The organism is Modicisalibacter muralis (assembly GCF_900102945.1).
GTDB lineage: Bacteria > Pseudomonadota > Gammaproteobacteria > Pseudomonadales > Halomonadaceae > Modicisalibacter > Modicisalibacter muralis.
In genome coordinates, this window is the sequence record NZ_FNGI01000004.1 from 1 (window position 1) to 13,351 (window position 13,351).

At 63.3% G+C, this 13,351-nt stretch carries 10 protein-coding genes and 1 rRNA gene; 4 read left to right on the top strand and 7 right to left on the bottom strand.

Annotated elements, in window-relative coordinates:
- From BLR92_RS08530 to BLR92_RS08545, 4 genes are all read right to left on the bottom strand, one after another.
- Positions 1-329: ribosomal RNA gene (locus BLR92_RS08530) — 16S ribosomal RNA — on the bottom strand; the annotation flags it as partial.
- Positions 330-827: 498 nt separating this feature from the next.
- Positions 828-1,481 carry a LutC/YkgG family protein gene (locus tag BLR92_RS08535; RefSeq protein WP_089727537.1) on the bottom strand — a complete coding sequence of 218 codons (654 nt, stop codon included), beginning with the start codon at positions 1,479-1,481 and terminating at the stop codon, positions 828-830.
- On the bottom strand, positions 1,478-2,914 hold the full coding sequence (locus BLR92_RS08540) for a LutB/LldF family L-lactate oxidation iron-sulfur protein (RefSeq protein WP_089727539.1): 1,437 nt from the start codon (positions 2,912-2,914) through the stop codon (positions 1,478-1,480). The genes BLR92_RS08535 and BLR92_RS08540 overlap by 4 nt, the downstream gene beginning before the upstream one ends.
- A complete protein-coding gene (locus tag BLR92_RS08545) occupies positions 2,911-3,666 on the bottom strand; it encodes a (Fe-S)-binding protein (protein WP_089727541.1) in 756 nt (251 codons plus the stop codon). The genes BLR92_RS08540 and BLR92_RS08545 overlap by 4 nt, the downstream gene beginning before the upstream one ends.
- Positions 3,667-4,017: 351 nt before the next feature.
- Between BLR92_RS08545 and BLR92_RS08550 the strand changes: the two genes are divergently transcribed.
- The 3 genes from BLR92_RS08550 to BLR92_RS08560 are packed head-to-tail and all read left to right on the top strand — an operon-like array spanning position 4,018 to position 8,478.
- A complete protein-coding gene (locus BLR92_RS08550) occupies positions 4,018-4,803 on the top strand; it encodes a GntR family transcriptional regulator (RefSeq protein ID WP_089727543.1) in 786 nt (261 codons plus the stop codon).
- Positions 4,804-4,829: 26 nt separating this feature from the next.
- Positions 4,830-7,103: a sensor histidine kinase gene (locus BLR92_RS08555; RefSeq protein ID WP_089727545.1), complete on the top strand. Its 2,274-nt coding sequence runs from the start codon at positions 4,830-4,832 to the stop codon at positions 7,101-7,103.
- Complete coding sequence (locus BLR92_RS08560) at positions 7,096-8,478, top strand: sigma-54-dependent transcriptional regulator (RefSeq protein ID WP_089727547.1); 1,383 nt, start codon at positions 7,096-7,098, stop codon at positions 8,476-8,478. The genes BLR92_RS08555 and BLR92_RS08560 overlap by 8 nt, the downstream gene beginning before the upstream one ends.
- On the opposite strand, the gene BLR92_RS08565 is transcribed toward BLR92_RS08560, so the two are convergent.
- From BLR92_RS08565 to BLR92_RS08575, 3 genes are all read right to left on the bottom strand, one after another.
- The gene (locus tag BLR92_RS08565; protein WP_089727549.1) at positions 8,454-9,125 is read right to left on the bottom strand and encodes a metal-dependent hydrolase; all 672 of its coding nucleotides are present in this window, start codon (positions 9,123-9,125) and stop codon (positions 8,454-8,456) included. The genes BLR92_RS08560 and BLR92_RS08565 overlap by 25 nt on opposite strands.
- A gap of 97 nt (positions 9,126-9,222) precedes the next feature.
- Positions 9,223-9,765, bottom strand: a complete 543-nt coding sequence (locus tag BLR92_RS08570; protein ID WP_089727551.1) for a gamma carbonic anhydrase family protein — start codon at positions 9,763-9,765, stop codon at positions 9,223-9,225.
- Positions 9,766-9,790: 25 nt separating this feature from the next.
- On the bottom strand, positions 9,791-11,131 hold the full coding sequence (locus BLR92_RS08575) for a sodium-dependent transporter (protein WP_089727553.1): 1,341 nt from the start codon (positions 11,129-11,131) through the stop codon (positions 9,791-9,793).
- Positions 11,132-11,280: 149 nt separating this feature from the next.
- Here BLR92_RS08575 and prlC point away from each other — a divergent pair, with 149 nt between their 5' ends.
- Complete coding sequence (gene prlC, locus BLR92_RS08580; RefSeq protein WP_089727555.1) at positions 11,281-13,332, top strand: oligopeptidase A; 2,052 nt, start codon at positions 11,281-11,283, stop codon at positions 13,330-13,332.
- The last annotated feature ends 19 nt before the right edge of the window (positions 13,333-13,351 follow it).

The following is a 13,351-nucleotide window of genomic DNA, read 5'->3' on the forward strand; positions in this document are numbered from 1 at the left end:
CGTGTCTCAGTCCCAGTGTGGCTGATCATCCTCTCAGACCAGCTACGGATCGTCGCCTTGGTGAGCCGTTACCTCACCAACCAGCTAATCCGACATAGGCTCATCCGATAGCGCGAGGTCCGAAGAGCCCCCGCTTTCTCCCGTAGGACGTATGCGGTATTAGCCTGGGTTTCCCCAGGTTATCCCCCACTACCGGGCAGATTCCTATGCATTACTCACCCGTCCGCCGCTCGCCACCAGGAAGCAAGCTTCCCGTGCTGCCGCTCGACTTGCATGTGTTAGGCCTGCCGCCAGCGTTCAATCTGAGCCATGATCAAACTCTTCAGTTGCAATCATTGTGATCCTTGCCCTTCCGAAGAAGAAAGCGGATCAAGCTTGGCTCGAGCTCAAACGTCTCAAACTTGACGAGTCGCTTGTCTCGATCGTCGGTGACTGATCACCGCATCGTCGACAAGCGCCCACATGAATTACCTGATCGATTGTTAAAGAGCGGCCCCGGGCTCTTATAAGAAGAGTGGAGCGTCGCAGCCGAAAGTGAACACAACCGCCATTCCCTTCCTCGCCCCTCGGGGCGGCCTCGCTGCGAGAGAGGCGTATTCTACCGATCCGGGCCATTCTGTCAAGGCCGAATCGGCGGTGGCGCGCTGGCGATCGCGTTGTGGAAACTCACATCCGACATTGCATGCCGAACCAGAAACCCCAATGCAATCAAGCCGTTGCACTACCTTTTACCGCTGACAACGGTTGCTCGTTGCCGGCAGCGGATGCGTACTCTACGGCCTGGAGGGCGCCCTGACAAGCTCTTTTTACAACTAATGCATAAATCGCTAATGACGCACCAAAATCACCAGCTCGCGCGGGCCATGCACGCCATAGGCGAGGGTCTGCTCAATGTCCGCCGTCTTGCTTGGTCCGGAAATCAGCAGCGCATTGGTGGGCATATTGCCGGCCCAGTCATGCCGTTCGACGACATCGAAAAAGGTATCTTCGATGGCGTCGGCATCGAGCACGGCAATATGCAGCGGTGGCACCAGGCTCAGCCGGCGCGGCTCATCCGAGGTTGGCCATAACCACAGGCTGCCGGTCTCGGCGATACCACCACGCGTCGAGGTCAGCCCAGCCTCCAGTGAGTCGAACTGCTCGCGCTGCCAGGACTCGATATCGCGATCGGCGTCGGTCAGCTCTATCCCGCTATCCGCCAGCGCCGTGCGCGCCTCCTGGGCTATCGGGTGCTCGCGCCCCAGCCCCAGGCGCTTGATGTCCTTATCGGCCAGCATGCTGATCAGCGCTTCGATCCAGGCGGCATGGTCGGTATGGATGACTTCGCCATGCACCGAGGCGATCTTGTCTTCGAAACGCCTCAGGCGCTCCTCATGCGACCAGCCACGGCCAGTGACCACGCTAAAGTCACAGGCGGGCGCAGCCAGCGGTCCATCCAGGCGCTCTCGCAGGCGGCCGAGTATCGTGTCACGGGCACTCATGATTTGCCCTCCTGCTTAGCATCTCGACGATGTCGCTTGACCAGCGCATGCAGCGAGGTCGCCGCCGGTTTAGGCGCCGTGCGGTAATCGGTCCAGGGCCCTAGCTTCGCAGGCGTCAGCGCGCGCAGCTTGCCGGCTATGCCGGTACTTGCCCGCCAGGCGCCGGGGTGCGTAGCCAGCCATTGAAAGCCCTTCCACGCCAACACTTCGGAGCGATTACGCTTGGCCCCGGCGCCCGCGACATTGCCTCGCCCTTCGCCCACCGCCTCCTTGCGCAAGCGCACCAGCAGATCGGGAATCGGTATCTTCACCGGACAAACTTCGCCGCAAGCGCCACACAGGCTGGAAGCACTGGGTAGATCCTTGGTCGCTTCCAGCCCTTGCAGATGCGGCATCAGGATACTGCCGATGGGACCCGGGTAGGTGGTGCCGTAGGTATGGCCGCCAACTCGCGTATACACCGGACAATGGTTCATGCAGGCACCACAACGAATGCAGCGCAGCGTGTCGAGCAGTTCGTCGTCCTGATAGATAGCCGAGCGGCCGTTATCCACCAGCACCAGATGGACTTCTTCCGGGCCGTCATGCTCCTCGGGCTTGCGCGGCCCTGAGATCATATTGAAGTAAGTAGTAACGTGCTGCCCGGTGGCCGAGCGTGTCAGTAGCGCATATAGAGGCGCCACGTCGCGCAGATGCTCGACGACCTTCTCGATACCGGTCACGGCGATATGCACCGGCGGCACCGTGGTGGTCATGCGCCCGTTGCCCTCGTTCTCGACCAGGCACAACGTGCCGGTTTCGGCGACGGCGAAATTGACCCCCGAGATGCCCACGTCGGCGGCCATGAAGCGCTCACGCAGCTGTTGGCGTGCGGCAGCAGTCAGGTAGTCGACATCGCGGGTGCGCTCGGTGCCGGTCTTGGCATGCATGAGATCGGATATCTCATCGGTATTGAGATGGATCGCCGGCATGATGATATGCGAGGGCGTCTGCTCGTTGAGCTGCACCAGGTATTCGCCGAGATCCGACTCCAGCGCCTCGATGCCGGCCGCCTCGAGATGCGCATTGAGGTGCATCTCCTCGGAAACCATCGACTTGCCCTTGATCACGCGCTTGGCGCCACGCGCTTCGCATAGCCCACGAATGATCTCGCAGGCTTGCTCGCCATCTTCGGCCCAATGCACCTTGATACCGTTGGCCTGGCACTTGGCCTCGAGCTGCTCGAGCAAGTCCGGCAACTTGGCCAGCGCTCGCAAGCGGATGTTCGCCCCCAGCTCACGCAGGGTTTCCACGTCCCAATCGCCGAAGGCGTCGCGGCGCTTGCCCATCAGGCCATCCATCGCCTGACGAAAATTGGCGCGAATCTGCGGGTTGCCCAGCGCATCGTGCGCCTGGCGGTGAAACGCCTGCGGTGTATAGGTCTCGACACTCATGACGTGCGCCTCCACAGATAGCTGGCGATATGCTCGCCACGCAGCGATTTGTTCTGGTGCTCGAAACGCCCTCCGATATTCATCAGGCAACCGCAATCGGAAGTGACGAAATGCTCGGCGCCGGCAGCCTCAATGGCCTGGGACTTGTCTTCGACCATCGCCGCCGACACCTCGGGATGACGCACCGCGAAGGTGCCGCCGAAGCCGCAACACTCGGCGGCTCGGGCCTGCTCGACCAGGGTCACTTGCGCGAGCTGCCCGAGCAATGCCGGGGCGGTGTCGGCCAGACCCATTTCGCGGCGCGCACTGCATGAGGTGTGCATGGCCACGCGCTGCGGCTCACCTTTGTCGGCAAGCCGAACATGGCAGACATGCACCAGAAACTCGGTGAGCTCGAAGACCCGCCCGGCCAGCTCGCGGGCGCGGTCCTGCCGTTCGGTGCCGGCAAATAGTTGTGGGTAATGCGTGCGCATCATGCCGCCGCACGAACCCGATGGCACAATGACCGGCCAGGGTTCGGGAAACAGCGCCAATTGCGCTTCGGCGACCGCGCGGGCCTCGTCATGATAACCGGAGGTATAAGCAGGCTGACCGCAACAGGTCTGTTCAAAGGGAAAAATGACTTCGATCCCCTCGCGCTCCAGCAGGCGAATGCCGTCGAGCCCCGCCTCGGGATAGAACATGTCGATCAGACAGGTGCCATAGAAATAGACCTTGTCCGGCTTCGGCGGGTACAGTTTGAGCGGTGTCATGTCAGGCTCCTCGAGCCCGCCACCAACGCAGGGTCGGCCGGTAGGCACGGCATCGATTGTTTTATGCGGTAAATTGGTTTTACCAATTTACCGACGGTATCGGTGCACAGTAGGAGCAAGGCCAGGCCGGAGTCAAATATTGCTATGCGATTCCTACCGGCAAACCTCTTAGACTTTAGTATTGCCCCGCTAGATGGCGCAACAACCTATTGCCCGCATTGGAAAAACTTGACGCCCCGGGAATTGGCAAGCCGACCTGCAGTCGTTATTATTGGTAATACCAATTTTTACATTCGTGCGTCTCGGCCGCTTTTGCCGCCGCTCCATCATCACATTACCGGATTCTCGAGTATGGTTTATCAGCCGGTTCGACAACCGCGCATCGCCGACGTCATCACCGAGCGCCTCGAGGCGATGATTCTCGAGGGTAGCCTGACGCCCGGGCAGCGACTTCCGCCGGAGCGTGAACTTTCCGAACGCTTCGGCGTTTCGCGGCCCTCGCTACGCGAAGCGATTCAGAAGCTCTCGGCGCGCGGCCTGCTGACCAGCCGTCAAGGCGGCGGCACCTTCATTAGCGATGAGCTGAAAAGCGGCTATAGCGACCCGCTGCTGGAGATGCTCTCGCGCCACGGCGAGTTCAACCTCGACCTGCTGGAATTTCGCGACGCCCTGGAAGGCATCTCCGCCTACTACGCTGCGCTGCGCTCCACGCCCGCCGATAAGGAACTATTGATTCGCCGTTTCGAGGAACTCGATGCCAGTTACGCCGAACCGCGCCTACAGGATGACCCACACCGCGAGGCCAAGGCCGACGCCGCCTTTCATTTGGCCATCGCCGAGGCCGGCCACAACGTGCTGCTGCTGCATACCATTCGCGGTATCTTTCACTTGCTGGAGAAGAGTATCGTCGCCAACCTGGCACACCTGTTCGAAAGGCCCGGCTCTCGCGAGCAATTGATGAGCCAGCATCGCGCGCTGCTCGATGCCATTCTCGAGGGTCGCGCCGAGGATGCCCGTTCGCGCGCCCATGAGCATCTGGTTTACGTCGAGGAGGGCCTGCTCGAGCTCGAGCGCGCCGAGACCCGTGCCCAGCGCGCGCTGCGCCGCGCCCAGGCGCTGCCCGAGCGCCAAGACTGAACGCTGCCGATACCCGAGGGCCCGCCATGCAAGCCACTCGACTACCGCGCCCTTGGCGACACCTGCTGCTGTTATTGATCCCGCTAGGGTTGGTTGCGTGCGTCTGGCAGGCGGCGCAGATAGCCCGCGAGCAAGCGCTCGAGGCGCTCTACACCGAGGCCCACAACGAGCTGCGCCTGTCGGCCGCCGGGGTCACCGCCTACCTCTCACGCCACGATTATCTGCCTCGGCTGCTGGCCAATCGCGAAGCCGTCCAACAGGCCCTGGCGCACCCCAACGATCTTGCCGGCCTGATGCAGCTCAACTTGATGCTCGACAGCTTTCGCGCCATTGCCGACGTCTCGGACATCTACCTGCTCGATCGCCATGGCACCGCCCTGGCCGCCAGCAACTGGTATCTGCCGCATAGCTTCATCGGCGGCAATTACGACTTTCGCCCCTACTTTCGCGACGCCATGGCCGGACGCATGGGCCGCTTCTACGGACTCGGCACCCACTCGGGCGAGCGTGGTTATTACTTCTCGGCACCGGTGCGGCTCGCCGATGGCGACAACGACATCGACGGCGTGCTGGTGGTCAAGGTATTGATCGCGCCACTCGAAGCAGACTGGGCCAGCCAGAACGGCGAACTACTGATCAGCGACGATCATGGCGTGATCTTCATCGCTAGCCAACAGGGGCTGCGGCTGACCAGCCTGGCACCGCTAAGTGCCGACACCCGGGCGAAACTGAGCACCACGCGACGCTACGACGGCGCCGCACTGACGACGCTACCCGTCGAGCGACTCAGCGAGCGTGCCGATGGCTCGCGTATCGTACGTTTCAGCGAAGGCCCGCTGGCCGACGACCTTTACCTGTCGCTGGCCCGCGATCTACCGTCGTTGCACTGGCACATGCTGATACTCAAGTCGCTGGAGCCGCTGAAAGGCGCTCAGTGGCAGGCCGGTATGCTCGCCGCCGGCCTCTACGGCGTGGTCATCCTGGCCGCTGGCATCGGCTGGCAACGCTGGCGGCTACGTCGCGAACGCGAGCTGTTTGCCAAGCGCGAACGCCGCGCACTGGCCGAAGGCCAGGCCCGCGTGCGCGGCATCATCGATCGTACCCGTGCCGGCCTGCTGGTACTCGACGAGCAGGGCGCGCTGACCTACATCAACCCCACCGCCCAGGCGCTGTTCGGCCATACGTCATCGAGTGTCGAGAACCGCCGCCTGACGGAACTGCTCTCTCCCGCCGATGCGTCACGCATCGCCGCCTTGCGCCACGCCCCGGCGCCCAGCCCGGTGGAAGTGCTGGCGGTACGCGCCGGCGGCGATCGCTTTCCACTGGAACTGACGGTCAGCCCGCTGGACAGTCCTCATGGACCGCGCTGGCTGGCCACGATATTCGATATCAGCGAGCGCAAGACCCAGGAGCAAGCACTGGCGCGTGCCCGCGACCAGCTGGAGCAGCGTGTCGAGGAGCGCACCCGCGATCTGCTCGACTCCAACCGCCGCCTGTCCGGCGAGATCGACGAGCGCAAGCGCGCCGAGGCCAACCTGCGCCAAACCCAGGATGAGCTGATCCAGGCCGCCAAACTGGCGGTGCTCGGCCAGATGTCCGCCGGCATCAATCACGAGCTCAACCAGCCACTCGCCGCCATCCGTGCCTATGCCGAGAATGCCAATGTGTTCATCCAACGCGGTCGCAGCCAGGCGGCCAGCGCCAATCTGGCGCAGATCGTCGAGCTCACCGCACGCATGGCCGAGATCAGCGCCCAGCTCAAGCAGTTCTCGCGCAAGAGCGGCGACAATCTGACAGCGGTCTCCGTGCAGGCCTGCTTCAATTACGCGCTACGCCTGTATCGCGCGCGACTCAAATCCAGCGCGGTGACGGTCGACTATCGCTGGCCGGCCGGCGACGTCTGGGTGCGCGCCGATCTGGTGCGTCTCGAGCAGGTACTGGTCAACCTGATCGGCAACGCCCTGCAGGCGATGGCTGACTGCTCCGCTCCGCTGCTGATACTGAGCATCGAAACCAGCGGCCAGGAAGTACGCATCGGCGTGCGCGATACCGGCCCCGGCATTGCCGAGGCCCATCTCAAGCGGGTTTTCGAGCCCTTCTTCACCACCAAGACCACCGGCAAAGGGTTGGGGCTGGGCCTGTCGATCTCGGCGCGTATCGTCGACGACCTCGGCGGGCGCCTCGAGGCCGTCAATGACAGCGGAGCCCTATTCACCGTCAGCCTGGCGGCCTGCGCCGCGCCAGCAAGTGCCGGCGACGAAGCGACGCCCCCGCCCTCCAAGGAGCATCCTCATGCATGACCCGGTTGCGCCGCCGGTGCTGATCGTCGACGATGAAGAGCACCTGCGCATTACCGCCAGCCAGACCCTGGAACTCGCCGGCTACGCACCGCAGACGTTCGCCAGTGGCGAGGCCGCGCTCGACGCACTGAGCGCCGATTATCCCGGCGTGCTGGTCAGCGATATTCGCATGCCCGGCATGGACGGTCTGGCCCTGTTGCGCGAGGTGCGGCGCCGCGACCCCGATCTACCGGTGATCCTGGTGACCGGCCATGGCGATATTTCAACCGCGGTCGAGGCGATGCGCGAAGGCGCCTGGGACTTTTTGGAAAAGCCGTTCGCCGGCGAACGCCTGGCGGACGTGGTGCGCCGCGCCGCCGAGAAGCGTCAGTTGAGCCTCGAGAACCGCCGCCTCAAGGCCGAACTGGAGGCACAACGCGGCGCCCCTGGGCCACGCATCGTCGGCCGCACCCCGGCCATGCAACGGCTAACGGCGATGCTCCAACGCATCAGCCAGGTGGAAGCCGACGTGCTGCTGTTCGGCGAGACCGGCGTCGGCAAGGATCTCATCGCCCGCTCGCTGCACGAGCGCAGCCTGCGCGGTGGCCAGCCATTCGTCGCCATCAACTGTGGCGCGGTGCCGGAGAGCATCATCGAATCGGAGCTGTTCGGACACGAGAAAGGCGCCTTCACCGGCGCAGTCGAACGCCGCATCGGCAAGTTCGAACACGCCAATGGCGGTAGCGTATTCCTCGACGAAATCGAATCGATGCCATTGGCGCTACAGGTCAAACTGCTGCGCGTATTGCAGGAACGCAGCGTCGAGCGACTCGGCTCCAACCAGCCGGTGGCGCTGGACATTCGCGTGATCGCCGCCACCAAGATCGATCTCAAGGCGGCCGCCGAGAGCGGCGGATTTCGTGAGGACCTCTATTACCGCCTCAATGTGGTGACGTTGCCGATACCCCCACTGCGCGAGCGCCGCGAGGACATTCCGCTATTGTTCCAGCACTTCGCCGTGGTCGCCGCCAACCGTAGTGGGCTCGAGGCGCCACCGCTCGATGCCACCGGCGTATCGGTACTGCTGGCCCATGACTGGCCGGGTAACGTGCGCGAGCTGCGTAATCTCGCCGAGCGTTTCGTGCTGCTCGGCGGCGCCTACGACTATCGCCTCGACATGTTGCTGGAGGGTGCCGACCCAGGCCCCAGCGAGATGCCCCTGCCGCAGCAGGTCGAGCTGTTCGAGAAGAGCCTGATCAGCCAATCGCTGGCCAACCATCAGGGGCGCATCAGCGCGGTCTGCGAGCACCTTGGGCTGCCACGCAAGACGCTCTACGACAAGCTCAAGAAGTACGCGCTCAAGGCCGATGACTACCGCCACAACCGGCTACTCTGAGCCACCAGATCGAGCAATGCCGACCAGGGCGGCAGCCACGGCGCCAATCCCACGGCCAGCGCCAGCAAGAGTAGCGAATTGAGCGGCTCGCGGTAGGCGAACAATTTAAAGGCGGTGCCGAAGGAACGCTTGATCCGCGCACCGTCCAGATCGACGCTATAGATTTCGTCGAGCAATAGATGGATCAGGCTGCCAAAAACCAGCGCCAGCCCTTGGACCCAGGCAATCCCGGCGCTCTGCGCCAGCAGCTGATAGCTGAGCGCGCTGCCCCCCAACCCGCAGAGCGCCATCGCCAGCAACGAGTGCCAGATGCCGCGATGCACCGTGAAGCGCTTGAACACTTCGCTCAGCGCATAACGCACGCCGACATAGAGCCCGGCACAGGCCGCCAGCAGCACGCCCGGCGTCACCTGCCCGTGCAGGGCCAACGCACCGACGACGACCGCCAGCACGGCGCTCAGCGTGAAGATCAGCCGAATCGCGTGGGAGTTGTCGGAATCGATATCCGGCAGAATGCCGCCGAAGGCGGTCAGCATCGCCACCGAGAGCGCCTCGCTCGGCGACCATAACGACGCCTGCCAGCCGCCGAAGGCCAATAGCACGCCACCGCTCGCGGCGACGCTGAGATGAGTCCGAAAATCGGCCATGTACGCAAAACCCGAAACACTGGATGAAAAACCAGATTATGCGTAACACAGCCTGATAAAACAATCAGTTGCCAAATGGCGACACGACTTGCCGCGCTCAGCCATCCTGGCCGTCGGCCAGATATTGATCCTTCAACTTGACGTAATTGCCGGCGCTATAGACGAAGAACGCGCGCTCGCTGTCTTTCAGTGCGCGCAACGGCTTGGCCGGATTGCCGGCGTAAACGTAGCCGCTGGCGAGCGTCTTGCCCGGCGTCACTACCGCGCCGGCGGCGATGATCACCTCATCTTCGACGACCGCGCCATCCATGACAATCGCGCCCATCCCGACCAGCACGCGGTTCCCCACGTTGCAACCATGCAGCAGCGCCTTGTGACCGATGGTCACGTCGTCGCCGATGGTTAAGGGATGGCCGCCGGGATTGAATTCGCTGGCGTGAGTGATATGCAACACACTGCCGTCCTGCACGCTGGTGCGCGCACCAATGCGGATACGGTGCATGTCGCCGCGGATCACCGCCATCGGCCACACCGAACAATCGTCACCCAGCATCACATCGCCCAGCACCACGCTGCCTGGGTCAACATAGACACGCTCGCCGAGGCGCGGCGTCAAGCCCTGAAACGTTCGTAAGTGCATGCTCGTTCTCCTATTCAGGCAACTCTCACAACAAACCCGACAGCAACACCACCACCATCAACGGAATCGACACGTAGCGCACCAGCCCCTGCCATAGCCGAAAGCCCCCGGGGCTGGTATCCAACGCCCGTGCCGCGATCTCGTTGGGCAGCACCCAAGCGGCGAAGATGGCAATCATCACGCCACCCATCGGCAGGAAAATCGACGGCGGCACGCTGGTCACCCAGGCGAAGAAGGTCATGCCTGCGAACCAGTGCACATCGGCCATGCTCGAGAACGACAGCACCGAGAGCAAGCCCACCGCCCATACCAGAACGCCGACGACCGCCGCCGCCTGGCCGCGCTTGAGCCCGGCACCCTGCAACATCGAGACCATCGGCTCGGCGAGGTTGATCGACGAGGTCCAGGCCGCGAGTAGCAGCAACAGGAAGAAGCCGCCGAGCCAGAACGCACCGCCGGGTAGCTCGGAAAAAGCGATCGGCAACGTCACGAACATCAGTCCCGGCCCCTCGGCGGGGTCCATGCCCTGAGTGAACACCACCGAGAAAACCGCGATACCGGCCAGTATCGCCACTGCCACGTTGAGCACCACGACCGAGACTGCCGCCCGCGTCAGGCTCTGGTGATCCGGCATGTAGGCACCATAGGCCATCAACGCACAGGCCCCCACCGCCAGCGTGAAGAAGGCATGGCCCATGGCGCTGAGCACCACGCCGGCCGTGATGGCACCGGGATCGGGTGTGAACAGCCAACTGATCGCCTGGCCGAACCCCGCGGTGGTGGTGGCGTAGACCGCCAATATCACCAGGATGATGTAAAGCAGCGGCATCAACAGGTTGTTGAGCTTCTCCAACCCACCGGAAACCCCGGCGGCGACCACCGACATGGTCAGCAACATGAACAGTGTGTGGTTGAAGGTCATGCGCAGCGGATCGGCGAGAAACGCATCGAAGCTGGCGCCGATCTCGGCGGGCGAGCGAGACGCGAAGCTGCCGTTGACGGCGCTGACCAGGTATTCGATCGACCAACCCGACACCACCGAATAGAACGACAGAATGAAAAACACCGTGATCGCGCCGAACAGCCCCACCCAGCGCCAATGCGGCGTGGCTCCGGCCCGGCGCGCCAGATGGCTCAACGCCATCATCGGGCTGCGCCGCCCGGCGCGTCCGATCATGATCTCGGCCATCATCACCGGCACGCCCAACAGGGCGACGAAGATGATATACAACAGCAGAAACGCCGCACCGCCGTTCTCGCCGGTGATATAGGGAAAACGCCAGATATTGCCCAGACCCACCGCCGCGCCGGTAACCGCCAAAATGAATGCACGCCGCGAACTCCAGCGCTCCACCGTCTCACTCATCGATCCATCCCTTGCGTCACGAAAGGCAGCAAGCCTAATCCACCGCGAACTACATTGAAACAAGGCGCCCGCGCCCGCATCTAATGCCAACCGCCATGTTTGCGAAAAGCATGTTCATGATAAGCCTGTTCACGTCAAGGATTTCGCCGATGTCCAACAATCCGCTGCTCGAGACCCACGTCCTGCCGCCCTTCGGCGAGATTCAGCCCGATCATGTGGTGCCGGCGATCGAGCAAATCCTCGACGAGAACCGCAGCGCCATCGACCGCTTGGCCGAGCGTGCCGCTCAGCAGCACCCGACCTGGGAAAGCCTGGCCCTGCCGCTCGAAGAACTCAACGATCGGTTGTCCCAAGCCTGGTCGCCGGTATCGCACCTCAACGGCACCATGAATACGCCGGCGCTGCGCGAGGCTTACCAGGCCTGCCTCGGCAAACTCTCCGATTACGGTACCTGGCTGGGTCAGCATGAAGGGCTGTTCCGCGGCTATCAGGCGCTCAAGAATTCACCGGCTTTCGGCGAGCTCGATCATGCCCAGCGCCGCTCGGTGGACAATACCCTGCGCGACTTCCGACTCGCCGGTGTCGACCTGCCCGCCGATGAAAAGCGCCGCTACGGCGAGATCCAGTCGCGGCTGTCGGCGATCTGCAACACCTACTCCAACCATGTGCTCGACGCCACCCAGGCCTGGCACAAGGATATCGACGACGCGGCCGTCCTCGATGGCCTGCCGCAGAGCGCACTCGACACCCTCAAGGCCAACGCCGAGGCCAAGAACGCCAGCGGCTACCGCATCACGCTCGACTTCCCGAGTTTCTTCCCGGTGGTGACCTACGCCAACGACCGCGAGTTGCGGCGCGAGGTCTACACCGCCTTCGTCACCCGCGCCTCGGATCAAGGCCCGCAGGCCGGCGAGTACGACAACGCGCCGGCGATCGAAGAGATTCTCGCGCTGCGCTGCGAGCTGGTTAAGTTGCTCGGCTTCGACACCTATGCCGATTTCTCGCTGGCGACCAAGATGGCCGACTCGCCGCGCCAGGTACTCGATTTTCTCAACGATCTGGCAGGCCGCGCCCATCCCCAGGCCCAGGAGGAGTTCAACGAGCTCGAGGCCTTCGCCAAGGAAACGCTGGGGCTCGACGACCTGCAACCCTGGGATGTTGGCTATGCCAGCGAGAAGCTGCGCGAATCGCGCTATGCGATCTCGCAGGAGCAGCTACGTCCGTATTTTCCGGCACCCAAGGTCATCGACGGCCTGTTCAAGGTCACCGAGGCGCTGTATGGCGTGGCGTTCGTCGAGGACGACAGCGCCCCGCGCTATCATCCCGACGTGAAATACTTCGAGATCCGCGAGTGCGGCGTGCCGATCGCCGGCTTCTATCTCGACCTCTACGCTCGCGAGGGCAAGCGCGGCGGCGCCTGGATGGACGAGTGCCGGGTGCGCCGCCAGCGCGAGGATGGCAGCCTGCAATTGCCGGTCGCCTACCTGACCTGCAACTTCACCCGTCCGGTGGGCGGCAAGCCGGCGCTGTTGACGCATGACGAGGTCACCACGCTGTTCCACGAGTTCGGCCACGGCCTGCACCACATGCTGACCCAGCAGAACGTCGCCGACGTTTCCGGCATCAATGGCGTGGCCTGGGACGCGGTGGAACTGCCCAGCCAGTTCATGGAGAATTTCTGCTGGGAGCGCGAGGGGCTCGACATGATCGCCGCCCACGTCGATACCGGCGAGCGCCTGCCCGACGAACTGCTCGGCAAGCTACAGGCGGCGAAGAACTTCCAGTCGGCGATGGGCATGTTGCGCCAGATCGAATTCTCGCTGTTCGATTTTCGCCTGCACCATGAACTTTCGAAGCCATCGGCCGGCGACGTGCAAGCCCTGCTCGACGAGATTCGCGATCGGCTCTCGGTGGTGCCACGCTGCGACTTCAACCGCTTCCAGAATAGTTTCGGGCATATTTTCGCCGGCGGTTACGCGGCGGGCTACTACAGCTACAAATGGGCCGAGGTACTATCCGCCGATGCGTTCAGCGCCTTCGAGGAGGCCGGGGTATTCGACGCCGACACCGGCGCGCGCTTTCGTCACGAGATTCTCGAACAGGGCGGCTCGCGCGACGCCGCTGAGCTGTTCCGCGCGTTTCGTGGCCGCGAGCCCAGCGTCGATCCACTGCTGCGCCATAGCGGCATCCGCGCCGCCTGACAGACTTATCCAGGAGAAC